Source organism: Streptomyces sp. NPDC024632 (assembly GCF_055559175.1).
In genome coordinates this window covers 445,227-469,382 of record NZ_JBVHLD010000004.1, presented here as the reverse complement: position 1 = coordinate 469,382, position 24,156 = coordinate 445,227, and the positions used below count along the sequence as shown (strand labels likewise).

The following is a 24,156-nucleotide window of genomic DNA, read 5'->3' as shown; positions in this document are numbered from 1 at the left end:
GTGCCAGTGGGGTGTGTGGGTGTCTTTGAAGAGCCGACCGTGGGGGGGGGGTCGGGTCCCCGGGACACCTCCCCCCCCCCCCCCGCTCGCGTGCGAGGGGTCCCGCGTCAGCCGAAGACGCCCAGCGCGCCGAGCGCGCAGCCGCCGCCCGCCAGGAAGAAGACCGGGGTGAGCACCTTCAGCTCCACCCAGCTCCCGGCCCGGAAGCGCATGAACTTCGGCGGTCCCATCGGGTACCAGCGGCGGCGGCCGATCGGGATCGGCCACAGGATCGGGCAGCCGGAGACGGTCAGCGCGTCACCGACGCAGTGCACGAGCGAGCCGAGCACGATGGGCAGCCCGATCCACAGGTAGTGCTGGCCGGGATCGGTGAACAGCCAGTCCTTGCCGTTGCCCGGATTGTCGAGCACGTCGGCGAGCACCCAGGCGCTGGTGGCGCCGAGCAGCCACACCAGCACATCACTGGACATCCGGGCCTGCCGCCACAGCAGTCCCTCGACGGCGAGCACCATGTGTATGAACAAGATGACCAGCACCACCCAGCGCCCGCCGTAGACCGCGCCGGCCGAGAAGCCGCCGCCGACCAGGACCGCCCAGAGCCAGGTATGGGTGAGGGTGCGGTGGCCGCCCGCCCGTCGCGGGTCGCCCTGCATCCGGGTCGCCTTGTAGACGGCGTGCGCCAGGTGCTCGATGATCTTGCACAGCACGCGGGAGATCGGGCCGAACGCGCGCGAGATCGTCGCCGCCTGATGGTCCAGGTCGGGGGCGAGCGCGGCACCAGCACAGATCAGCGCACCGACGACGAGCGTCGGCCAGGGCATGGCATGATCCACACCCGCCGCGACCGCTCCGACGGCCAGCCAGGCCGCCGCTCCCGAGAGTGAGTGCGCAGGTCCCATCATGGTGGTGCTCAGCCCCCTACAAGGCCGCCCGCAGGCGGAGTTGACGCATCGTTGACGGCACACCATATCGTTGATGATCACCGCGGCCCGCTCCGGTTCCGCCGCGCGCCGCCGGTACAGGCAAGATGGTGGGGTGACCCTTATCGATCAGATGCCTCCCGCCCCGGACCCCGATGCCCTCTTCGAAGCGTTTTCGACGTGGGCCGAGGGTCAGGGGATCACTCTCTATCCGGCGCAGGAGGAGGCGCTCATCGAGGTGGTCTCTGGTGCGAACGTGATCCTTTCCACCCCCACCGGATCGGGAAAGAGCCTGGTCGCGGCCGGTGCGCACTTCGCCGCGCTGGCCCGGGACGAGGTCACCTTCTACACCGCGCCGATCAAGGCGCTGGTGTCGGAGAAGTTCTTCGACCTGTGCAAGCTGTTCGGCACCGAGAACGTCGGGATGCTGACCGGTGACGCCTCGGTCAACCCGGACGCGCCGGTGATCTGCTGTACCGCCGAGGTCCTCGCCTCCATCGCGCTGCGCGACGGCAAGAGCGCCGATGTCGGCCAGGTCGTGATGGACGAGTTCCACTTCTACGCGGAGCCGGACCGGGGCTGGGCCTGGCAGATCCCGATCCTCGAACTGCCCCAGGCGCAGTTCCTGCTCATGTCGGCGACGCTGGGGGACGTCTCCCGCTTCGAGGAGGATCTGACCCGCCGGACCGGCCGCCCCACGGCGGTCGTGCGCTCGGCGACCCGGCCGGTGCCGCTGTCGTACGAGTATGTGACGACGCCTTTGACGGAGACGCTGACCGAACTGCTGGAGACCCGGCAGTCCCCGGTCTACATCGTGCACTTCACGCAGGCGGCGGCCGTCGAGCGGGCCCAGGCGCTGATGAGCATCAACATGTGCACCAAGGCCGAGAAGGACGCCATCTCCGATCTGATCGGGCACTTCCGCTTCACCACCACCTTCGGCCGCAACCTCGCGCGCTTCGCCAAGCACGGCATCGGCGTCCACCACGCGGGGATGCTGCCCAAGTACCGGCGGCTGGTGGAGAAGCTCGCCCAGGCGGGTCTGCTGAAGGTCATCTGCGGCACCGACACCCTCGGGGTCGGCGTCAACGTGCCGATTCGCACCGTGCTGTTCACCGCGCTCACCAAGTACGACGGCACGCGGGTGCGGACGCTGCGGGCGCGGGAGTTCCACCAGATCGCGGGGCGCGCCGGGCGGGCCGGTTTCGACACCGCCGGGTTCGTGGTGGCGCAGGCTCCCGAGCACGTCATCGAGAACAAGAAGGCGCTCGCCAAGGCCGGGGACGACCCGAAGAAGATCCGCAAGGTGGTCCGCAAGAAGCCGCCCGAGGGCTTCGTCAACTGGTCGGATCTCACCTTCGAGAAGCTGATCGCCGCCGAGCCGGAGCCGCTGACCTCCCGCTTCCGCGTCACCCACACCATGCTGCTGTCGGTGATCGCCCGGCCGGGCAACGCCTTCGACGCGATGCGGCACCTGCTGGAGGACAACCACGAGGACCGGCGCCACCAGTTGCGGCACATCCGCCGGGCCATCGCCATCTACCGCTCGCTGGTCGACGGCGGTGTGGTCGAACGCCTCCCCGAGCCGGACGCCGAGGGCCGCATCATCCGGCTGACCGTCGAACTCCAGCAGGACTTCGCCCTCAACCAGCCGCTGTCCACCTTCGCCCTGGCCTCCTTCGAACTGCTCGACAAGGACTCCCCCTCCTACGCCCTGGACATGGTCTCGGTGGTGGAGTCCACCCTCGACGACCCGCGGCAGATCCTGGCGGCCCAGCAGAACAAGGCCCGTGGCGAGGCCGTCGCCGAGATGAAGATGGACGGTGTCGAGTACGAGGAGCGGATGGAGCGTCTTCAGGACGTCTCCTATCCCAAGCCCCTCGAAGAGCTGCTGTCGCACGCCTACGGCATCTACCGCCAGAGCCACCCGTGGGTCGGCGACCACCCGCTGTCGCCCAAGTCCATCGTCCGTGACATGTACGAACGCGCCATGACCTTCGGCGAGTTCACCTCCTACTACGAGCTGGCCCGCACCGAGGGCATCGTGCTGCGCTACCTGGCCGGCGCGTACAAGGCGCTGGAGCACACGGTGCCCGACGACCTGAAGTCGGAGGACTTCCAGGATCTGACGGCGTGGCTGGGCGAGTTGGTGCGCCAGGTCGACTCCAGCCTGCTGGACGAGTGGGAGCAGCTCGCCAATCCGGAGGTGGAGACGGCCGAGCAGGCGGCGGAGCGGGCCGACCAGGTCAAGCCGGTCACCGCCAACTCCCGCGCCTTCCGGGTGCTGGTGCGCAACGCGATGTTCCGCCGGGTCGAGCTGGCGGCGCTGGAGAAGTACCACCAGCTCGGCGAGTTGGACGCCGAGGCCGGGTGGGACGCCGACACCTGGGCGGAGGCGATGGACGCGTACTGGGACGAGTACGACGACCTCGGCACCGGTCCCGACGCGCGCGGCCCGAAGCTGTTGCAGATCGAGGAGCAGCCGGAGCACGGCTTGTGGCGGGTCCGGCAGACCTTCGCCGACCCCAACGGTGACCACGGCTGGGGGATCTCCGCCGAGGTCGACCTCGCGGCCTCCGACGAAGAGGGCCGCGCGGTGATCCGGCTGACCGACGTCGGCGAGCTGTGATCCGGTGCACGACGAAGGGGACGCGATGACGAACCCGGCCGAGAGGCTGGTGGATCTGCTCGACCTGGAGCGGATCGAGCAGGACATCTTCCGCGGGCAGAGTCCGCAGGAGCGGTTGCAGCGGGTTTTCGGCGGCCAGGTCGCCGGGCAGGCGCTGGTCGCCGCGGGCCGCACCACCGACGGCGGGCGGCCGGTGCACTCGTTGCACGCGTACTTCCTGCGGCCGGGTCGGCCCGGCGTGCCCATCGTGTACCAGGTCGAACGGGTCCGTGACGGCCGTTCCTTCACCACCCGGCGGGTGGTGGCGATCCAACAGGGCCGGACGATCTTCAACCTGACCGCCTCCTTCCATCAGCCGGAACCGGGATTCGAGCACCAACTGCCGATGCCCGAGGTGCCCGAGCCCGACGACCTGCCGGGACTCGGCGAAGAGCTGCGTGCGCATCTGGACGTGCTGCCCGAAGCGCTGGAGCGGATGACCCGCCGCCAGCCCTTCGAGATCCGCTATGTGGAGCGGCTGCGCTGGACGCCCGGGGAGATCGAGGGCGCCGAGCCGCGCAGCGCGGTGTGGATGCGCGCGGTCGGGCAGCTCGGCGACGACCCGCTCGTGCACACCTGCGCTCTCACCTACGCCAGCGACATGATGCTGCTGGACGCCGTACGTGTGCCGATCGAACCGCTGTGGGGACCGCGGGGGTTCGACATGGCGTCCCTCGACCACGCCATGTGGTTCCACCGGCCGTTCCGCGCCGACGAGTGGTTCCTGTACCAGCAGGAGTCACCTGTCGCGACGGGTGCCCGCGGTCTGGCGCGGGGGCAGATCTTCGACCGGCGGGGACGTCTGCTGGTCTCGGTGATGCAGGAAGGGCTGTTCCGCAAGATCGGCGGCTGACCCGCGTCCGCGCAGCAGTCCCAGCAGCCCGCGTCGCGGGCGCCTGCCCTCCCCCGCCGGCCTGCCCGGCGGCCGGGCGGCGCCCCGCTTCCGGTGCGGCGCCGCGTGCCGGGCCCGCTCGGGCTCGAGCCTCCCTCCCGTGTGCGGCCCGCCTGGCTCACTCCGCTCCGACTCCAGCTCCGGCTCCGGCTCCTGAAGTCGTTCCGGCTGCCGCGGCACCCGCTCCACAGGCGGGAGCGCGAGCGGCGAACGGTCGGCTGGGGCGAACGCCGCGTGCGGTGCGGGCTGTTCGGTCCGGGCGCGGCCCAGCGCGTCCGCGAGGGCGACCAGGGCCAGCGCGATCTCGTCCGGATGGTCGGCGGTCGTGAGGCTTCTCGTCAGCTCGGGTGAGGCGAGCGGTCCCGGGCGGCCCGGCGGCAGCGCCGCACGGATTCCGCGCAGCCGGGCCCGGTCGAAGGGGTCGGACACGGCGTCGTCGGTCACCTCGGGACCGAGCAGCGCGGCCCAGACGGCGGCCTCGTCCCAGGCGTCATGGCAGTCCCGTACGAGCTGGGCGACCCGGCGGGACCGCCAGCCGAGGGCCCGCTGATCCTGCCCGGCGTCCAGCGCGTCACGCAGTCCCGCGGGCAGCCGCCCCTTCAGCATCGCGGGGCTCGCGGCGGCGAACTCCCTCAGCTCATGGCCGAGATACACCCACACCAGCGCCCGGTACCGGTTGACGTACCAGCGCACCGGGCGGATCAGCCCGAGCCTCGCCAGCCGTACGAGGCGGTCCCGGCTGATCCCGATCATCGCCGCGCCCTCGGTGCTGGTCACCAGTCGGAGCCGGTCGAGCAGCGCTTGTGGATGGCCTTCCGCGTCCCGCAGCCGGGTCACCTCGTCCACGGGCACCCGCCACTGGCCGCTGCCGCGCGAGACCGTGCGGATCTCGCCGAGTTGGAGCGCCAGCTCGAAGAGCGTGAAGTCCAGGCCCAGCTCCTCCCGCGCCCGGTTCAGCGTCAGCGTCTCCGGCGCCGCCCGCCCGCCTCCCGGCCCTTGTCCCGCCCCGCCGCCGGGCGTCCACGCCACCTGCCGCGTCTCGACGGTCGCCGTACCCGCGCTCGTCGCCGCCGTCGTCCCGGCCCTCGCTCCGGCCCTTGTCCCGGCCGCTCCTGCTCTCGTCCCGGAAGCCGCCGCGGCACCCGTCCCCGGCATCGAGGCGGGCACCGTCCCCGTCGTCGCCTTCGCGTTCTTCTTCGGCGTTGTCGTCGCTGTCGTCGTTGTCTTGGCCGTCTTCGTCGTCTTCACTGTCGTCACTCCCCCGCGAACTTCAATCACTGACAGTGACGAATCTATCGCGTACGGACGACAGCCCGTTCGAAGCCTGTGGATAACTTCGGGACGCCCCGGCTCAGGAAGGTGCCGCGCCCGGTTGCCGGGGAGCCACGCCGAGGTGTTCGCCGACGCGGTGGACGAGCAGCGTCATCTCGTAGGCGACCTGGCCGACATCGGCCTCCATGCCACTGAGCACGGACAGGCAACTGCCGTCGCCCGCCGCGGTGACGAAGAGGAAGCCGTCGTCGAATTCGACCATCGTCTGACGCACGCCGCCGACGGCGAACTGCCGCCCCGCGCCCTTGGCCAGGCTGTGGAAGCCCGAGGACACGGCGGCCAGGTGTTCCGCGGTCGGCCGGTCGAGATCGCCGCTGGCGCCCGTGACCAACCCGTCGTTGGAGAGCACGAGCGCGTGCTTCACGTGCGGCACCCGCTTCGTCAGGTCGTCGAGCAGCCATGCGAGCGGTTTGCCCACCGTCATTGCCTACCTCCCGTCTCCGCTGCGGTACGAGCCTGTCCTGCCGGGCCCGCTTCGGCAACCCCCTCTCGGGACGGACGGCGCCCGACCGGAGCCGTGAAAGGAGGCGACCGGCGGAAATCAGCCGCCGCGTGGCGCGTACATGATGACACCCACTCCGACCAGGCAGATGACCGCTCCGACGATGTCGAATCGGTCGGGACGGTAGCCGTCGAGAGCCATCGCCCACAGGAGAGATCCGGCCACGAAGACCCCGCCGTAGGCCGCCAGGATCCGGCCGAAGTCGGCGTTGGGCTGGAGTGTGGCGACGAAGCCGTAGAGGCCGAGCGCGACGATTCCGGCCCCCGCCCAGCCGACGCCGCGGTGTTCGCGCACCGCCTGCCAGATCAACCAGGCACCGCCGATCTCCAGGACGGCGGCGAGCAAGAAGAGCCCGATGGAGCGGAACGTGATCATGCGACCATGATGCATGGCCAGTTTCGAGAGCGGGCGCCGCCAGGTCAGGGAGTTCTTCGCCGCGAAGGCCGTGGGGTGGGAGAAGCGGTTCCCCGACGACACTCCCGTCTACGCGGCGGCGGTCGGCGAGTTGGGGCTGCGGCCGGGCGGCCGGGCACTGGACGCGGGCTGCGGTACGGCGCGGGCGCTGCCGCTGCTGCGGACCGTCGTCGGTGCGGCGGGCACGGTGGTCGGTGTCGATCTGACCCCGGAGATGCTGCGGGAAGCCGTCGCCCTCGGCCGGGACCGGGACGGAGCGCTGATCGAGGCGGCCGGCGAGGAGCTTCCGTTGCGGGACGCGGCTTTCGACGCCGTCTTCGCCGCCGGACTCGTGCACCATCTGCCGGACCCGGCGGCCGGACTGCGGGAATTGGCCCGGGTGACCAGGTCCGGCGGCCGGTTGGCGCTCTTCCATCCGATCGGCCGCGCCGCCCTCGCCGCCCGCCGCGGGCACGAACTGCGCGCCGACGACGTACGAGCCGAGCCGCAACTGCGTCCTCTGCTGGCCGCGACCGGCTGGGAGCTGGCATCGCTGGACGACGCCGCGGAGCGGTATCTGGCGGTGGCCGTCCGACACGCCTGACGGTGCTCGGGGCGGCACCGCGCACATCGGCGCCACGCACATCGGCGGCGTCCAGGACCGTGCCAGCGCGTCGGCGTGCTCCGCCAGCGAGTAGCCGAAGTCCGCGGGGCGGTCGCTGACGCCGAAGCCGGGCAGGTCGACGACGAGCGTACGGCGGTTCATGAGCGCGGGATGCGCGGATATGTGCGCGGTGTACGCGCCCGACGCCGCTCCCAGCCTGGGCACGTGGACGCGGACCGGTCCGTCGCCCGCCGCCTTCGTCCACCGCACGTACGCACCCTCTGGTCCGCATTCCGTCTGTCGCACCGCTGGCTCACCATCGCCCGTGCCACCAGCCGCACCGAACTGGCCTGGCTGCGAACGACGTTGACCGCGCACGACGCGAAGAGCTGACGGCGCGGCCGGGAACGGGCCGACTCCGGGCGATCACCAGGTGCGGACCGTCGGGAAACCGGCCGTCCGGCGCCGTACCGCCCGAGCGGATTTCCGGCCATCACGACCTCTCGACGCGGAGGTTACTCGCTGGTTAAGGTGCGCGGACGAGAGACGGCGGGCGAGGCGAGAGGGAACGACGGATGACCGCGGCCGAGAACCCGGAGGACGACGACGCGCTGTTCGTGCTGACGGCCGCGATGCTGACGCCGGGGCAGTTCCCGGGCGTCCTGGGGGACGACTATCCGGCCGCTTGCGCCGAGTTGGGGCTCGAACCGCTGGCCGACGGCTACGGCCTGGTCTTCGGGCAGGACGGCGGCGGGGCGCGCTGGACCGTGGCGACGACGGACACCGCCACGGTGGCGTGCGCGCTGGCGGCCTGGGACTGCGGACTCGAGTACGACCTGGCGCCCGACGAGAACAGCCTGGCCGCCTCGCTGCCGGGCTGGCCGCTGCCGGTCGCCGTCGCCGTACCCGGCATCCCCGCCCCGCACGACCCGCCGGACGAGGAGGGCGGCCGTACTCCGCTCTCCCCGCCCGACACCTCCGTCTGGGGTCCGCCGCAACGGCGCCTCGGGGCCGACGAGATCGCGGTCCGCTGGTTCGAGTGGCGCGACCAACTCGACGTACCGGCGGAAGCGGCTCAGGAGGCGGCCGAGGACGCGGCGGCGGACGCGAGCAGGGATGCGGATACGGGTACGGACGCAGGCACGGTCACCGACGCCGGAACAGCCGTCGGCACCGGGACGGAAGCCGAACCCCACAACCCGGCCGCCCCGCCGGCCATCTCGCACACCGGCATCCGCCGCGTCCTCGAAAGCGCGGAGGAGTACGTACGCAATCCGCCGCCGCCCGGCCGCGTACGGGCCGCATATGGTGCGGTGCGGGCGGACGGACCCGGCTGGAGTCTGGTGGGCAGGACCGACGACATCGCCTTCGTGCTGTTGGACGACGCGCCCGGCGAGGTGCTGCCGGTCGGCCGCGGCGCCGCCCTGCCGCCGTTGCTGGAAGCTCTCAGCAAGCTGGCTGCGGCCCCGTCCTGACCGCGAAGCCGCACGAAGAGCCGCGAACACCCATCAGGACACGCGGGAACCCGCAAGGACGCGCAAGCTCTGCAAAGCCCCGCAAGGCACCCCAGGGGCCCGGAAGCGCAAACCGCCGCATATTGCTGCCGAAAACCGCCGTCAGCCCGCTCTGACGTCCGCCACCACCGCGTCCGCCGCCTTGCGCGCGGCGACCAGCACCGGGTCCCACACGGGTGAGAACGGCGGCGCGTAGCCGAGGTCCAGCGCGACCATGTCCTCGACCGTCATCCGCGCGGTGAGCGCGACGGCCCCGACGTCGACCCGCTTGGCGGCGCCATCGCGGCCGACGATCTGGAGGCCGAGCAGCCGCCCTGTGCCGCGTTCCGCGAGCATCTTGACGGTCATCGGGTCGGCGTCCGGGTAGTAGCCGGCCCTGCTGGTGGACTCGATGACGGCGGTCACGTAGCGGAGTCCGGCGCGGCGCGCCTGGGACTCCTTGAGGCCGGTGCGGGCGATCTCGACGTCGCAGACCTTGCTGACGGCGGTGCCGACGACCCCGGGGAAGGTGGCGTAGCCGCCGCCGATGTTGGTGCCGATGATGCGGCCGTGCTTGTTGGCGTGGGTGCCGAGGGCGATGTGCTGGAGGTCACCGGAGACGAGGTTGAGGACTTCCACGCAGTCGCCGCCCGCCCAGACCCGCTCCTGGCCGCGTACCCGCATGGCCAGGTCGGTCAGCAGGCCGCCGTGCGCGCCCAGCGGCAGTCCCGCGTCGCGGGCGAGCGCGGTGCCGGGGCGTACGCCGATGCCCAGGATCACGATGTCGGCGGGGTATTCAGCGTCGTCGGTGGCGACCGCGCGGGCCCGGCCGTCGGCGCCGGTGAGCACCGCGCGGACGGCGGCGCCGGAGACGACACGGACGCCGAGTCCCTCCATCGCGTCGCGCACCAGGCGTCCCATGTCGGGGTCGAGGGTGCTCATCGGCTGCTCGGCGCGGTCGACGAGGGTCACGTCGAGGCCGTGCTTCAGCAGGGCCTCGGCCATCTCGACGCCGATGTAGCCGCCGCCGACCACCACGGCGCGGCGTACGCCGACCCCGTCGAGGGTGGCCAGGACGCGCTCGCCGTCGTCCAAGGTCTGCACGCCGTGCACGCCGGGCGCGTCGATGCCGGGGACGGACGGCCGTACGGGTTCCGCGCCGGTGGCGACGACGAGGTGGTCGTAGCCGGTCCACTCCTCGCGGCCGTCGGCGTCGCGCGCCCGCACCCGGCCGGCGGCGAGGTCGATGTCGACCACCTCGGTGCCCATCCGCAGGTCGATGTCGCGCTCGCGGTGCTCCTCGGCAGTACGCGCGACCAGCGCGTCGGGGCCGGCGGTGTCGCCGCCGATCCAGTAGGGGATGCCGCAGGCGGAGTACGACGTGTGCCGTCCGCGTTCGAACGCGACGATCTCCAGGTCGTCCGCCGCTCTGCGGCGGCGGGCCTGGGACGCGGCCGACATCCCGGCGGCGTCACCGCCGATGACCACCAGACGCTCCGTCATCTTCCGTGGGTCCCCTTCCGCTTACGGTCCGCCGGAGTCCGAGGCCGGGGTCCGGGTCCGATCCGTACGGTTCTACGACCGGTCGGCCGGGTACGTCACCCGCCCGTCTCGGGAACCCTACGCGGCGGCGCGGCGGGACCCGGGAACGCAACCCCGTCAGACCTCTTTACGTCCATGACATGTCCCAGTAATCTCACGACCGTTCTCGCAGCAACTTGTTGCAGCAACTTGCGCAATTTATCCGGCCGTTTGTTCCGTGGCGCGCGGACGTACGGCTTCCTCCACCGGCCGCCCTCGCGGCCCCGTCCGAGGAGCACGACGTGACCGTCGCTTCGCGCCACAGATATCGACCAGGTCCGCTGACAGCCGTGGTGGCTGTCGTCTTGGGACTCCTGGCGACCCTGCTCCCCTCCCTGTCCACCGGTTCCGCGCACGCCGCCTCGGCGGCGGGCTCGAACACCGCAACCGTCTACTACTCCACCGCGACGACCAACTGGTCGTCGTACAACCTGCACTGGGCGCCCGACGGCGGGACCTGGACGACTGTGCCCGGCGTCGCCATGCAGAGCGCCTGCACCGGCTGGGTGAAGAAGACCGTCGACCTCGGCGCGGCCACCGGCTGGCAGGCGGCCTTCAACAACGGCCAGGGCACCTGGGACAACAACGGCGGCAAGAACTACGCCCTGGGCACCGGCACCATCACCGTCAACAACGGCGCCATCGCCCACAGCGACCCGTGCGCGAGCGGCGGGGACCCGGGCGGCGGCGAGACGGGCAGCCCGTCCGGCACCTCGGCCACCGTCTTCTACTCCACCGCGACCGTCGGCTGGACCACCGTCAATCTGCACTACGCGCCGACCGGCGGCGCGTGGACGACCGTGCCGGGCATCGGCATGGAGGCGGCCTGCACCGGCTGGGTGAAGAAGACCGTCGACCTCGGCACGGCCGCGGGGCTCGCCGCCACCTTCAACAACGGCAACGGCACCTGGGACAACAACAACGGCGCCAACTACGCGCTGTCCAAGGGCGTCAGCACCGTCAAGGACACCAAGGTCACGGCCAACGCGGCCGATCCCTGCGCGGCCGTCGTCCCCGACACGACGCCGCCGACCGTCCCCGGCACGGTGAAGGCGTCCGCGACCGACACCTCGATCGTGGTGACCTGGAATCCGTCGACCGACGACACCGGGGTCACGGGCTACCGGGTCACCAGGACCGGCGGCACCAAGGGCACGATCGTCACCAGTGTCGGCTCGACGGTCTTCTCCGAGTCCGGCCTGGAGGCGGACACCGCCTACACGTACACCGTCCAGGCGCTGGACGCGGCGGGCAACATCTCCGCCGCCTCCGCTCCGGCTCGGGCGACCACCGGCCACGCGCCGCCGCCCGCGACTCCGGGCACACCGATCGGCACGGACCCGCGCAAGGACCCGATCTACTTCGTGCTCACCGCGCGCTTCTACGACGGCGACACGAGCAACGACCGCGGCGGCAACCAGCACGTGGCGTCGGGGAACGCGGCCAACAACGACCCGATGTTCCGGGGTGACTTCAAGGGCCTGGTGCAGAAGCTCGACTACATCAAGGCGCTCGGTTTCTCGGCGATCTGGATCACGCCCGTGGTGCTCAACCGCAGCGACTACGACTACCACGGTTACCACGGCTGGGACTTCTACCGGGTCGACCCGCGCCTGGAATCGGCCGGGGCGTCGTATCAGGATCTGATCAACGCGGCTCACGCCAAGGGGATCAAGATCTACCAGGACGTGGTCTACAACCACAGTTCCCGGTGGGGCGCCAAGGGGCTGTTCGTGCCGACGGTCTACGGCGTCAGGGACTCGCAGTGGTCGTGGTACTACGACGAGAAGGAGCAGGGCTTCGAGTACGACGGTCTGACGATCGATCCCAAGACCGGCAAGTCGTACTACAACGGCGATCTGTGGTCCACGGCCGAGCCGTCCGGCAATACGTGCCTGAACTGGGGCAAGCCAACGGGGCAGAAGAGCCCCGAGGGCTACACGATCTACAACTGCCAGTGGCCGAACCCCACGTCGAAGATGTTCCCCGCGTCGCTCTACCACCAGTGCTGGATCGGCAACTGGGAGGGCGAGGACTCGCGTTCCTGCTGGCTCGCCGACGACCTCGCGGACTTCAACACCGAGAACGCGCAGGTGCAGAACTATCTGATCGGCGCGTACAACAAGTACATCGACATGGGGGTGGACGGCTTCCGCGTGGACACCGCCGTGCACATTCCGCGCGTCACCTGGAACCGGCGTTTCCTGCCCGCGATCCAGCAGCGCGAAGTCCAGGACTGGGGTCCCGACAAGGCGCGGAACTTCTTCGTCTTCGGTGAGGTCGGCGCTTTCGTCAACGACAAGTGGAACCGCGGATCGGTCAACCACTCGGCGCAGTTCTACACCTGGAAGGAGCGCAAGGAGTACAGCGCGGACGACGCCACCGCGTCGATCGAGCAGTACAACTACGAGGAGCAGCTCGGCACCGGAAACCAGCCGACGTCCGCGAACGCCTTCCTGGAAGGGAACGCGTATCACACCCCGGACCACAGCAAATTCTCCGGGATGAACATCATCGACATGCGCATGCACATGAATTTCGGTGACGCGCACAACGCCTTCAACAACGGCAAGGACTCGGACGACTCGACGAACGACGCCACGTACAACGTCGTCTATGTCGACAGCCACGACTACGGTCCCAACAAGTCGTCGGTGCGTTACACCGGCGGACAGGACGCGTGGGCCGAGAACATGGCGCTGATGTGGACCTTCCGCGGCATTCCGACGCTCTACTACGGGTCGGAGATCCAGTTCCAGGCCGGGAAGACGATCGACTGCGGGCCGAGCTGCCCGCTGGCGACGACGGGGCGCGCGTACTACGGCGACCATGTGGCGGGCACGGTGACGGCCTCGGAGTTCGGGAAGGTCGACAGTGCCTCGGGGGCGGTGGCCACCACTTTGGCGCAGCCTCTGGTCAAACACCTCCAACGGCTGAATCTGATCCGGCGCGCCATTCCGGCGTTGCAGATGGGCCAGTACAGCACCGAGGGGGTGAACGGCGGCGGCATGTCGTTCAAGCGCCGTTACACCGACACCGCGTCGGGCGTCGACAGCTTCGCGCTGGTGACGGTGACGGACGCGGCGTCCTTCAGCGGCGTCCCCAACGGCCGTTACGTGGACGCCGTCTCGGGTGACGTGCGGACCGTGACGGACGGGACGCTGGCCGTCGCGGCGCCCGGCAAGGGCGACATGCGGGTGTACGTGCTCGACCTGGGCGGCAAGAACGCGGCGCCCGGCAAGATCGGTACGGACGGCCCGTACCTGAAGTAGCCCGGCCGGGTTCACGGGATCAGCCCCCGGCCCCCCGGCCGGGCTCACGGGACTAGCCCTCCGCCGCCAGCCGGGCCCTCGCCTCCATCAAGGCGAAGCCCAGCAGATTCAGCCCGCGCCAGGTGGCCGGGTCCGCGGCGCGCTCGTCGTCGGCGGCCAGTCCGATGCCCCAGACCCGGTCCATCGGGCTGGCCTCGACCAGGACGCGGCCCCCGGTGCCGAGCAGGTAGGCCAGCAGGTCGGGGTGCTGCCGGAATTTGTGAACATTGCCTTCGATGACCAGGCCGAAGCGCTCCGCTTCCCACACGGCCTGGTCGAAGCCGCGGACGGTGCGGCCGACGCTCTTGGCGGTCTTCGGGTGGCCCGCCGCGACAGCCCGCCGCTCGGCGTCGGGGTCGTCGAAGAGCCGGGCCTTGCCCGCCATCATCCAGTGCTCGGCGGTCGCGTAGGTGACGCCGTCGACGGTGAAGGGCGCGGGCCACCACTGGCTGAGGCAGCCGGCACCGACGCTTCCGTCGCGCTGCGGGCGGTGGCCCCAGAAGTACAGATACTTCAGCCGGTCCCCGGTGTGGTCGAGCAGGTCCTGGGTGGACCGGATGTCCGTCGCCATCGTCTGATCAGGCCCTCTCGTGCCGCGGCGACACGGGAACGGGACGTGTTCGCCCGGCTTCGGTGCCCTGGTCGCAGCGGCACACTATCGGGGGTCGTACCAGGTCAGCGACCTATTTGCCGACGGCTCACGCGCCGCAGCCGACGCCGCTGCGAGGAGTCGAGGGAGAAGTAGGCGATCGCGGGCACGCCCACGATGACCAGGACGACAGCCCAGAAGGGGATCCAGATCCACAGGAACAGACCCAACGCCACGCCACCGATGACGATCTTCGCGCGATTCGACATTTCCCCGCCTCCGTTCACGGCGGCAAGCGCCGCGCCCTCACCGCTTCTACCCAGGAGAACGCGCCGCGGACAACCGTGGTTCCCCCCGCGTCCCGAGGGCCGTATCCCTGTAACCGTAACGCCGGGACGCGGGGGGAACCAGGCCGGGCGTCAGCCCAGCCGGGCGGCCGGGGCCACGGAGGGCGCCGGAGCGGCGGTCAGCGCGGCCTTGCCGCGGGGCGCCGCGCCCGCACGGGTCGACAGCGCGCCGGAACCGCCGACCAGCGGCAGCCTCAGCACGGAGTGCGACAGGTCGACGGTGACCTTGGGGGTCGTGTCGGGCGGCAGGATGAGGCCGCCGTCGGTGCCCGCGACGATCAGCGCGAGCCGGTGCCCCGCCGGTACGACGTGGTCGGTGGCCGCGAGCTGGACGGTCATGGTGTACGGCTTGCCCGGGGTGAGCGGCACGCCGTGGGAGAGCGACGCGTAGTGCCCGAGGTCGGCCCAGCCGCGGCTGAAGACCGTGTGGTCGACGGTCGTGGTGTCGGCGGCGGTGTCGAGGTAGCAGGCGCTGTCGCCCGCGGTGCTCTCCCCGTAGCAGGAGCGGGTGGCCAGGGTGGTGATGCCCTCGCCGTTGCCGAGGAAGTCACGGATGGTGGCCGGCCCGAGGTCGACCAGGACCGCCGACAGGTGCGCGCTGGTGGTGGACGAGGTGGCGGTCACGGTGAAGGTGCCGCCGCCGGACAGCCGCAGGTCCTTGGCGAGCGTCCCGGTGGTGAAGACGGTCTTGGCCGCGGTCGCGGTGTCGGCCGCCGCCGCCCAGTCCTCCTCCCACAGGTTCGGGTCGTCGGTGAACGACTCGGTGCTGCCGGGCCCGGCGTGCCGGGTGCCGAGCGTGCCCAGGCCGTCGGTGGCCGTCGGGCTCAGGCTGAGCGAGGTGGTGCGGGTCGTGGCGGGCGGCCACACGCGGTCGGTGGTCCAGTGGTCGACGGTGCGCTCGATGTCGGCCATCGGCTGCCGCTGGATGCCGTTGTCGACGCCCAGCAGATAGTGGTCGAACCAGCGCTGGAGGGTGGGGACCCAGTCGGTGCGCCGGTAGTCGAAGGGGTCGACGTGGCCGGTCTGCGACAGCCACACCTTGCGCTCGACGCCGTGCGCGGCGAGCGCCTGCCACCACTGGCCGAAGTGCTTGGTGCGGACGTTGAGGTCCTGCATGCCCTGCACGGCGAAGACGCTGGCCCGTACCTTGCCCGCGTCCTTCACGTAGTCCCGCGCGGTCCAGAACGGCGTCCAGTCCCCGCTGCGCGGCGAGCCGTCGATGATCTTCTGCTGGGCGGCGGCGCAGTTGGCGTGCGCGCTGTCGCTCTCGACGTAGTCCGACAGCCACTCGGGGCCGTCCTGGAGCGCCGCGCCCTGGTGGAAGTAGTAGTCGTACCAGGAGGAGATGGAGCTGATCGGCACGATGGTCTTCAGGCCGCGCACCCCGGTGGCGGCGACGCCGTTGGCGATGGTGCCGTCCCAGCTCTTGCCGATCATGCCGACGTTGCCGTTGGTCCAGCCCGCCGAGACCGCGTGGCCGCCGGAGCGGGCGCTGTAGCCGCGGGCGCGGCCGTTGAGCCAGTCGACGACGGCCTTCGCGGACCGCACGTCGGAGGGGCCGCCGACGTCCACGCAGCCGTCGGAGCGGTCGGTGCCCGCGAGGTCGACCAGGACGGTCGCGTAGCCGCGGGGCACGAAGTAGTTGTCGTAGAACAGCGGCGCCTGGACGATGTTCCCGTTGGCGTCATAGGTCTTGAGCTGGCTCTCGTTGCCGCGTCCGCAGCAGGAGTAGTACGGGCTCGCATCCATGATCACGGGGACCTTGCGCCCGGCGGCGGCGGGCTCCGAGGGGCGGACGATGTCCACCGCGACCCGGTCGGTGCGGCCGTCGCCGTCACCGTCGAGACCGGTGTCCACCCAGACGGCCTCGCGGATCGCGTTGGCGTAGGAGTAGTCGGGTTGGCTGAGACCGTGCCGTACGGTTCCGCCTCCTGCGCCGCCGGGGGTACCGGCGTACGCGGAGGACGGAGCGGTGAGTACGGCGGCCAGGGCGGCGAGTACCGCCACCACCACGGATATCCACTGGAAGCGGGCAGCCCGCGTGAGGGAGAGCACGCCAGAGGCTAGCGCCTGACCAGGCCACGTCAACAGGGGGCGTACGCAAGGTCCTGGGACGGCTGAGGCGGCAGGGGGGTGTGCGGAGGTGCTGGCCCCGCCGCCTCAACGGTCGTACGTCGTCGGCTACTTGTTGCCGGTCAGGCCCGCCCTGCGCAGGGCGTCGGCCATCGCGCCGCCGGGCGCGGGCTGTTGACCGCCGCCGCGGCGTGCGCCGCCCTGGCCCTGGCCGCCGCCCTGGCCCTGCCTGCCCTGGCCGCCGCCTTGCCGGTTCTGACCCTGGCCGCCCTGTCGGTTCTGGCCCTGGCCGCCGCCCTGCCGGGGCGGTCCGCTGCGGCGCTCGCCGCCGCCACCGGCCCCGCCGCCGCGCTGTTGGCGCCCGGCGCCCGGCTCGTCGTCCAGGCGCAGCGTCAGCGAGATCCGCTTGCGCGGCAGGTCGACGTCCAGCACCTTCACGCGGACGATGTCACCGGGCTTGACGACCTCGCGCGGGTCGGACACGAAGGTGTCGGAGAGCGCGGAGACATGGACCAGGCCGTCCTGGTGGACGCCGACGTCCACGAAGGCGCCGAAGGCGGCGACATTGGTGACGACGCCTTCGAGGATCATCCCCGGCCTGAGGTCCTTCATCTCCTCGACGCCGTCCTTGAAGGTGGCGGTCTTGAAGGCCGGACGCGGGTCGCGGCCCGGCTTCTCCAGCTCGGCGAGGATGTCGGTGACGGTCGGCAGACCGAAGGAGTCGTCCACGAAGTACTGCGGGCGCAGCGTCCGCAGCACCGGGCCGTTGCCGATCAGCGACTTGATGTCGGTCTTCGCGGTGCCGCTGATCCGCCGCACCACCGGATACGACTCGGGGTGCACGCTGGAGGCGTCCAGCGGGTCGTCGCCGTCCACGATCCGCAGGAAGCCCGCGCACTGCTCGTACGCCTTAGGGCCGAGCCGCGCGACCTCCTTGAGGTCCTTGCGGGTACGGAAGGGTCCGTTGGCGTCGCGGTGGGCGACGATGTTGCCCGCCAGGCCCTCGGTGATGCCCGAGACGCGGCGCAGCAGCGGTACGGACGCGGTGTTGACGTCCACGCCGACGCCGTTGACGCAGTCCTCGACGACCGCGTCCAGGGAGCGGGAGAGCTTCAGCTCCGACAGGTCGTGCTGGTACTGGCCGACGCCGATCGAGCGCGGGTCGATCTTCACCAGTTCGGCGAGCGGGTCCTGGAGGCGGCGGGCGATGGAGACGGCGCCGCGCAGGGACACGTCGAGCTCGGGGAGTTCGGCGGAGGCGTAGGCCGAGGCGGAGTAGACCGAGGCGCCCGCCTCGGAGACGACGGCCTTGGTGAGCTTCAGATCGGGGTGCAGCTTGATCAGGTCGGCGGCGAGCTTGTCGGTTTCGCGGGAGGCCGTGCCGTTGCCGATGGCGATCAGGTCGACGCGGTGGGCCTTCGCGAGCCGGGCGAGGGTGGCCAGCGACTCGTCCCACTTGTTGCGCGGCACGTGCGGGTAGATCGTGTCGGTGGCGACCACCTTGCCGGTGTCGTCGACCACGGCGACCTTGACGCCCGTGCGCAGGCCGGGGTCCAGGCCCATGGTGGCGCGGGTGCCCGCGGGCGCGGCGAGCAGCAGGTCGCGGAGATTCGCGGCGAAGACCCGTACCGCCTCGTCCTCGGCCTCCTGGCGGAGCTGGACGCGCAGGTCGATCCCGAGGCGGACCAGGAAGCGGGTGCGCCAGGCCCAGCGCACGGTGTCGCCGAGCCATTTGTCGGCGGGGCGTCCGCGGTCGGCGATGTCGAAGTTCTGCGCGATCCGCCGCTCGAAGCTGGACGGTCCCTCGGTGGGCTCCTCCGGCTCCAGGGTGAGGTCGAGGATCTCCTCCTTCTCGCCGCGGAGCATGGCCAGCACGCGGTGCGAGGGGAGCTTGGTGAAGGGCTCGGCGAAGTCGAAGTAGTCGGAGAATTTGGCGCCCGGCTCCTCCTTGCCCTCGCGCACCTTCGCGACGAGCCTGCCGCGCGTCCACATCCGGGTGCGCAGCTCGCCGACCAGGTCGGCGTCCTCGGAGAAGCGCTCGGTGAGGATGGAGCGCGCGCCCTCGAGCGCCGCCGCCGGGTCCTCCACGCCCTTGTCGGAGGAGACGTACTTCGCGGCCTCGGCCTGCGGGTCGGTCTCCGGATCGGCCAGCAGCAGGTCGGCCAGCGGTTCCAGACCCGCCTCACGGGCGATCTGGGCCTTGGTGCGGCGCTTGGGCTTGAAGGGCAGGTAGATGTCCTCCAGGCGCGCCTTGGAGTCGGCGGCCATGATCTGCGCCTTCAGCGCGTCGTCCAGCTTGCCCTGGGACTCGATGGACTCCAGGACGGCCGCGCGCCGTTCGTCCAGCTCGCGCAGGTAGCGCAACCGCTCCTCGAGAGCGCGCAGTTGCGCGTCGTCCAGGGTGCCGGTGGCTTCCTTGCGGTACCGCGCGATGAACGGCACGGTCGCTCCGCCGTCGAGCAGTTCGACGGCGGAGCGCACCTGCCCTTCGCGTACGCCCAGTTCCTCGGCGATCCTGCGCTCGACCGATCCGTTACCGCTGATGATCTCGCTCCTCGTGTGCTCGGCTGTTCACTGCATGTTAGACGTCACCCGCCCGCGACCGGCCGCGGGCGGCGGGAACGATGCGCGGTTCCGGCTCGTTGTGCGGGTGCGGTGAGGCTGTTGACAGTGGCCCCCGCACCAGGCCCTGTCCCCGCCGAATCAGCTCACCGCAGCCGCTTTTCGAACCAGTGGTCCGCGTATGGGCTCGTGTTGTAGCGGGCGATCTCCCTGTAGCCGTGCTTGGCGTACAGCGCACGGGCCTCCACCAGGTCCTTGCGCGTGTCCAGGCGGATCGTGTCCGCGTGGAAGGTGCCGCGGGCGAGGGTTTCCGCGGCGCCGATGAGCAGGCCCGCGACGCCCTGGCCGCGGGCTTCGGGGCCGACATACATCCGGGTCAGCTCCATGGTGTGCGCGTCGAGGACGCGCAGGCCCACACAGCCGACCGGTACGCCGCGGGCAGGAGCGCCGGCGAGCCGGACGGCGAGGAATTCTCCGGTGGGTGGCACGAGATCGTCGCTGGGCTCCTCCGCGAGCACGGCGGAGACCTCGGCGTCGTCCGTCGGACGGCCGTAAAAGCGGCTGACCAGCTCGGTGTAGTAGCGGCGCAACAGCGTCGCCGCCTCGGGGCCGGTGATGGGTACAGGCGCGACCGCCCAGTCGGTCGCGTGCGTGTTGTTCGTCGTCACGCCGGACATCCTGGCAGCGCGTAGGTGGGGTTATCCCCAGGTTTTTCCGGGGTCTGCCACCCCGGGGAACCGGGTGATGGCGCCATGGTCGGGGATCAGTGGCAGTCCATAGCGTCGAGGTGTGGCCGGTCAGGCCAGACACCGGACGTCGAACCGGCCATCGCCGGACCCCGAGGAGCGCCCATGGCTACAGCGACCAGCACGATCATCGACGCGCCGGGACGGCGGTCCGACGGGACGGCGGGCCCGGACGCGGACTCCGCCGGTACGGGGGCGGACGCCGGTACGGGGGCGGACGCCGGTACGGGGGCGGGACCAGGATCGGGATCGGGATCGGGCAGTGATTTCGCGCCGCTGCTGCGCGAGGTCAAGGCGGCCGGGCTGCTGCGGCGGCGCGTGGACCACTACGCGAAGTCGATCGCGCTGAATCTCGTGGCCGTCGCCGCGGTGTGGTCGGCGGTGGTGCTGGTCGGCGGGACGGGTTCGTGGTGGGTGGTGGCGCTCGCTCTGCCCGCGGCGGTGCTGGGGGCGCGTACCGCGTTCATCGGGCACGACGCCGGGCACCACCAGATCGCCGAGAGCCGTCGTACGAACCGGCTGATCGGGCTCGTCCACGGCAACCTGCTGCTGGGCATGGGCGCGGGCTGGTGGACCGACAAGCACAATCGGCACCACGCCAATCCGAACCACGTGGGCAAGGATCCGGACGTCGAGGTCGGCGCGCTGGTGTGGACGCAGGCGCAGGCGGTCGAGCGGGAGGGTTTCGCGCGCTTCCTGACCCGTCATCAGGCGCGGCTGTTCTTCCCGATGCTGCTGCTGGAGGGGCTGGCCCTGAAGGTGGCGAGTCTCCAGGAGCTGAAGCGGCAGGAGCCGCGGCAACGGCTGGTCGAGGGCTCGCTGCTGGTGGCCCACCTGGCGGGTTACGCGGCGCTGCTGCTGTTCGCGATGCCGGTGTGGCAGGCGGTCGTGTTCGCCCTCGTGCACCACGCGCTGTTCGGGCTGCACCTGGGCTGTGCCTTCGCGCCCAACCACAAGGGCATGGAGATGCCCGAGGAGGGCTCGCGCTGGGGTCATCTGCGCCGTCAGGTGCTCACCTCCCGCAATGTGCGCGGCAATCCGGTCACCGACTGGTTCCTCGGCGGGCTCAACTACCAGGTCGAACACCACCTCTTCCCCAGCCTCCCCCGCCCGCACCTGCGCCTCGCCCAGCCGCTGGTGCGCGCCCACTGCCGCCGTCTGTCCATCCCCTACACCGAGACCGGCCTGATCGACTCCTACGTCCAGGCCCTGTCCCACATGCACTCCGTGGGCGCCCCCCTGCGCTCCCCCGCCGTCTGAACTCCCCACCGCCGCCCCCCTTCCGCACCCCCGGCGGCTCAGCCGTCACGGTCGTAGACCGTGACGGCCACCCCGCGTTCCACGAGCCGCGCGGTCACCAGCGGCTCGACCCGCGCCCACCGCCCGCCTGCCAGACCGCAGCCGATCCTCGGCATGTGCACGGAGGCGCCCAGCTCCAACGCCCGGTCGCCGAGCGCCGCGAGGGCGGCGTCGATCGCCTCGTACCGCACCGGCACACCCTTGCTGCCGGTGCGCATGCCGCGCTGGCCGATCAGGTTGGCCACCCACACATAGCTGCCGACCCGCACCAACTGGAGTGCGCCGAGGCCGAAGTCGTTGCGCGCCCGCTCGCGGTGCCAGCGCCGGTAGGCGGCCTCGGGCTCCGGCCAGCGGCGCGACACGGCGACGACGAAGCCCTTGCCCCAGCCGCCCAGGTCGTTGCAGACATGCGCGATGACTTTGACGCCCTTGCCCTGTGGTGCGGTGGCGTCTCCCCGCACATACGTGATCTCCCCCATGCCGCCACGGTAAGCGCGACCACTGACAACGCGCCCGCGCTTAAAGCGACGACGGGTGGTGGGTGGTGTGGAGCCAGGCGGTGAACAGCGGGGTGAGGTCGTGGGGGGTGAGGCGTTGGCAGAAGGCGGTGAAGTCGGCGGTGGTGGCGTTGCCGTGGCGGCGGGCGGCGGGCCAGGTGCGGAGGAGGGTGGCGAAGGCGGTCGGGCCGAGGGCTTCGCGGAGTTGGTAGAGGACGAGGGCGCCGCCGCCGTACACGGGGGCGTCGGAGATGCGGTCGGGGCCGGGCGGCGCGGCGGGCGGGAAGGCGCTGTTGGCGGGGTCGGCCAGGGCCGCTGCGGCGCTCCGCTCGACGGTGCGCCCGCCCTCGTGCTCCTGCCACAGCCACTCGGCGTAGGTCGCGAAGCCCTCGTTGAGCCACATGTCCTGCCAGGCGGCGGGCGTGACGGAGTCGCCGAACCATTGGTGGGACAGTTCGTGGACGAGGGTGTCCAGCGGCACGGCGGGGTCGCCCGGCTCGCCGTCGCCGGGGAAGACCGGCTTCGTCTGGGCCTCCAGCGCGTACCCGACCCGCCCGCTCGGCAGGTGGTCGACGATCGCGCCGACGGACGAGAAGGGATAGGGCCCGAACAGCCCGCTCTCCCAGTCCACGATCTCCGGGATACGGCGCAGCGCCGCCGCCGTCGTCGGGTCGTCGGAGCGCGGGTCGACCGCCACGTAGACCGGCACCCCGCCACCGGTACGGGACCGCGTGATGTCGAAGTGCCCGATGGCGACGGTGGCCAGATACGTCGCCATCGGCTCCTTGGCGCGCCAGTGGAACGCGGTCTCGCCGCCGTGGTCGGCGCTGTCGACCAATTCGCCGTTGGACACGGCGGTGAGACCGTGGGGGACGGTGACGGTGATGTCGTAGGCGGCCTTGTCCGAGGGGTGGTTGTTCGAAGGGAACCAGGCCATGGCACCGACCGGTTCGCCCAGGGCGAGCGCGCCGTCGTCGGTACGGAACCAGCCCTCGTGCGAGCCGTCCGGGTCGGTGAGGGTCGGCGGGACGCCTTCGTACGTCACGGTCGTCTCGAAGCGCGCGCCGTCGCGCAGCGGCGTCGCGGGCGTGACCCTCAGCTCGCTGTCCGCGCGGTCCACGGCGGCGCTCCGCCCGTCGACGGTCACGCGGGTGACGGTGAGCCCCGACAGGTCGAGGTCGAAGCGCGCGAGCGGCTGGGTGGCGGTGGCGGTGACGACCGCCGTGCCGCGCAGCTTTCCTGAGCCGGGGTCGTACGCGAGGTCGAGGCCGTAGTGCGTGACGTCGTATCCGCCGTTGCCCGCCCGCGGGAAGAGCCGGTCGCCGACGCCGGGCGCCCCGACGTCGGCGGAGCCCGAGGCGTGGCCCGTACGGTCGGGGGCCGTGCGGTCGGCGGCCGTGCGGTCGGGGGCCGCCGTGCCGCCGCCGGAGCACGACAGGCAGCACGCCAAGGAGCACGCGAGCAGGATCGGCAGGGCCGCGCGCGGCGGCGGGAACAGGCGCACGCGGGCCAGCGTACGAGGCTCGGGGCCGGGCGGAGGCGTCCGCCGTACGGCGTGCGGGGACTTTCACAGCGCTGGTGCGACAGCGATACTGTCCAGGTGCCCCAGACCGCTCTCACCATCGACGAGCTGGCCGCCCGCGCCGGGGTGACGGTGCGCACCGTCCGCTTCTACAGCGCCCGCGGCCTGCTCCCGCCGCCCGACATCGGTCCGCGCCGGGTGGGCCGATACGGCGCCGCGCACCTGTCCCGGCTGGCGCTGATCGAGGAGTTGCGGCACCAGGGCCTCACCCTGGCGGCGATCGAGCGCTATCTCCAGCAGCTCCCCGCCGACATCAGCGCCCACGACCTGGCGATCCACCGCGCCCTGGTGGCGTCCTGGCTGCCGGAGGGCAGCCAGGAGATCGACCGGGAGCGGCTCGAACGCCGCGCGGGGCGCCCGCTGGACGACGCGGACCTGGACCGGCTCGCGGCCATGAACGTGCTGGAGCGCACCGACGACCCCGACGCCTTCCGGGTGGATCCGGGCATCCTGCACCTGGGGGTGCGGCTGCTGGACGTGCCCTTTCCCGTGGAGACGGTCCTGGCCGCGCGCGAGGTGATGCTGGAGCACGCGCGGGCCGCCGCCCACGAGCTGGGCCGGATCTTCCTGGACGAGGTGGGGGAGCCGGACCGCCCGGAGCGGATGCGGTCGCTGTCGGCCCAGATGCAGCCGCTGGTCGTACAGGCGCTGGTCACCGCCTTTCAGCGGTCGCTGAAGGAGGAGCTGCGGGCCTGGCCGGTGCCCTCGCCGAAGCCGGACCCCGAGCAGAACCCGCAGCGTTCCCCGTAGCGCCTGAGCGCCTAC

20 protein-coding genes are annotated in these 24,156 nt (G+C 71.4%); 8 read left to right on the top strand and 12 right to left on the bottom strand.

The genetic code is table 11. The annotated features are described in order from the left end of the window. Nucleotides 1-107: 107 nt before the first annotated feature. Nucleotides 108-902, bottom strand: coding sequence for a metal-dependent hydrolase (locus ACZ37P_RS11520; protein ID WP_355346630.1), 795 nt, complete (start codon nt 900-902; stop codon nt 108-110). A 133-nt stretch (nt 903-1,035) separates the two neighbouring features. On the opposite strand from ACZ37P_RS11520, the gene ACZ37P_RS11515 reads away from it, so the two are divergent. Further along, a complete protein-coding gene (locus tag ACZ37P_RS11515) occupies nt 1,036-3,549 on the top strand; it encodes a DEAD/DEAH box helicase (protein WP_391045692.1) in 2,514 nt (837 codons plus the stop codon). Nucleotides 3,550-3,574: 25 nt separating this feature from the next. Then, a complete protein-coding gene (locus ACZ37P_RS11510; RefSeq protein ID WP_467346187.1) occupies nt 3,575-4,441 on the top strand; it encodes an acyl-CoA thioesterase in 867 nt (288 codons plus the stop codon). On the opposite strand, the gene ACZ37P_RS11505 is transcribed toward ACZ37P_RS11510, so the two are convergent. From ACZ37P_RS11505 to ACZ37P_RS11495, 3 genes are all read right to left on the bottom strand, one after another. Further along, the gene (locus ACZ37P_RS11505; protein ID WP_467346186.1) at nt 4,328-5,728 is read right to left on the bottom strand and encodes a DUF6397 family protein; all 1,401 of its coding nucleotides are present in this window, start codon (nt 5,726-5,728) and stop codon (nt 4,328-4,330) included. The two genes, ACZ37P_RS11510 and ACZ37P_RS11505, sit on opposite strands and share 114 nt — an antisense overlap. A 103-nt stretch (nt 5,729-5,831) precedes the next feature. Then, nucleotides 5,832-6,236, bottom strand: coding sequence for a roadblock/LC7 domain-containing protein (locus ACZ37P_RS11500; RefSeq protein ID WP_188284368.1), 405 nt, complete (start codon nt 6,234-6,236; stop codon nt 5,832-5,834). Nucleotides 6,237-6,353: 117 nt separating this feature from the next. After that, nucleotides 6,354-6,689: a YnfA family protein gene (locus ACZ37P_RS11495; protein WP_355346642.1), complete on the bottom strand. Its 336-nt coding sequence runs from the start codon at nt 6,687-6,689 to the stop codon at nt 6,354-6,356. A gap of 13 nt (nt 6,690-6,702) precedes the next feature. Between ACZ37P_RS11495 and ACZ37P_RS11490 the strand changes: the two genes are divergently transcribed. The 3 genes from ACZ37P_RS11490 (at nt 6,703) to ACZ37P_RS11480 (ending at nt 8,786) form a co-directional block, all read left to right on the top strand. Next, a complete protein-coding gene (locus tag ACZ37P_RS11490; protein ID WP_467346183.1) occupies nt 6,703-7,311 on the top strand; it encodes a class I SAM-dependent methyltransferase in 609 nt (202 codons plus the stop codon). A 225-nt stretch (nt 7,312-7,536) separates the two neighbouring features. Beyond that, complete coding sequence (locus tag ACZ37P_RS11485) at nt 7,537-7,704, top strand: hypothetical protein (protein ID WP_467346181.1); 168 nt, start codon at nt 7,537-7,539, stop codon at nt 7,702-7,704. Nucleotides 7,705-7,886: 182 nt separating this feature from the next. Continuing rightward, entirely contained in the window at nt 7,887-8,786 is a 900-nt protein-coding gene (locus ACZ37P_RS11480; RefSeq protein WP_391163244.1) for a hypothetical protein, read from the top strand. 141 nt (nt 8,787-8,927) lie between these two features. Here the strand turns inward: ACZ37P_RS11480 and ACZ37P_RS11475 are convergent, their stop codons facing one another. Further along, nucleotides 8,928-10,307, bottom strand: coding sequence for an FAD-dependent oxidoreductase (locus ACZ37P_RS11475; RefSeq protein ID WP_467346179.1), 1,380 nt, complete (start codon nt 10,305-10,307; stop codon nt 8,928-8,930). Nucleotides 10,308-10,666: 359 nt separating this feature from the next. Here ACZ37P_RS11475 and ACZ37P_RS11470 point away from each other — a divergent pair, with 359 nt between their 5' ends. After that, nucleotides 10,667-13,657 carry a carbohydrate binding domain-containing protein gene (locus ACZ37P_RS11470; protein ID WP_467346221.1) on the top strand — a complete coding sequence of 997 codons (2,991 nt, stop codon included), beginning with the start codon at nt 10,667-10,669 and terminating at the stop codon, nt 13,655-13,657. Nucleotides 13,658-13,709: 52 nt separating this feature from the next. Here the strand turns inward: ACZ37P_RS11470 and ACZ37P_RS11465 are convergent, their stop codons facing one another. The 5 genes from ACZ37P_RS11465 to ACZ37P_RS11445 all read right to left on the bottom strand — a co-directional run bounded on the left by ACZ37P_RS11465 (nt 13,710) and on the right by ACZ37P_RS11445 (nt 19,935). Next, complete coding sequence (locus ACZ37P_RS11465; protein ID WP_355346657.1) at nt 13,710-14,267, bottom strand: NADAR family protein; 558 nt, start codon at nt 14,265-14,267, stop codon at nt 13,710-13,712. A 104-nt stretch (nt 14,268-14,371) separates the two neighbouring features. After that, nucleotides 14,372-14,554, bottom strand: a complete 183-nt coding sequence (locus ACZ37P_RS11460) for a hypothetical protein (protein WP_188284361.1) — start codon at nt 14,552-14,554, stop codon at nt 14,372-14,374. 150 nt (nt 14,555-14,704) lie between these two features. Continuing rightward, entirely contained in the window at nt 14,705-16,687 is a 1,983-nt protein-coding gene (locus ACZ37P_RS11455; RefSeq protein ID WP_467346178.1) for a Xaa-Pro dipeptidyl-peptidase, read from the bottom strand. Between the two features lie 126 nt (nt 16,688-16,813). Then, nucleotides 16,814-19,249, bottom strand: coding sequence for a Tex family protein (locus tag ACZ37P_RS11450; RefSeq protein WP_467346220.1), 2,436 nt, complete (start codon nt 19,247-19,249; stop codon nt 16,814-16,816). Nucleotides 19,250-19,413: 164 nt separating this feature from the next. After that, nucleotides 19,414-19,935, bottom strand: coding sequence for a GNAT family N-acetyltransferase (locus ACZ37P_RS11445; RefSeq protein ID WP_355346665.1), 522 nt, complete (start codon nt 19,933-19,935; stop codon nt 19,414-19,416). 183 nt (nt 19,936-20,118) lie between these two features. On the opposite strand from ACZ37P_RS11445, the gene ACZ37P_RS11440 reads away from it, so the two are divergent. Continuing rightward, nucleotides 20,119-21,273, top strand: a complete 1,155-nt coding sequence (locus ACZ37P_RS11440) for a fatty acid desaturase family protein (protein ID WP_467346177.1) — start codon at nt 20,119-20,121, stop codon at nt 21,271-21,273. Between the two features lie 38 nt (nt 21,274-21,311). Here the strand turns inward: ACZ37P_RS11440 and ACZ37P_RS11435 are convergent, their stop codons facing one another. Next, nucleotides 21,312-21,791 (bottom strand): macro domain-containing protein, encoded by a 480-nt coding sequence (locus ACZ37P_RS11435; protein ID WP_391045717.1) that lies wholly within the window; start codon nt 21,789-21,791, stop codon nt 21,312-21,314. A 40-nt stretch (nt 21,792-21,831) separates the two neighbouring features. After that, complete coding sequence (locus tag ACZ37P_RS11430; RefSeq protein ID WP_467346175.1) at nt 21,832-23,313, bottom strand: M1 family metallopeptidase; 1,482 nt, start codon at nt 23,311-23,313, stop codon at nt 21,832-21,834. Nucleotides 23,314-23,409: 96 nt separating this feature from the next. On the opposite strand from ACZ37P_RS11430, the gene ACZ37P_RS11425 reads away from it, so the two are divergent. Then, nucleotides 23,410-24,141: a MerR family transcriptional regulator gene (locus tag ACZ37P_RS11425; RefSeq protein WP_401308191.1), complete on the top strand. Its 732-nt coding sequence runs from the start codon at nt 23,410-23,412 to the stop codon at nt 24,139-24,141. Nucleotides 24,142-24,156: the final 15 nt, after the last annotated feature.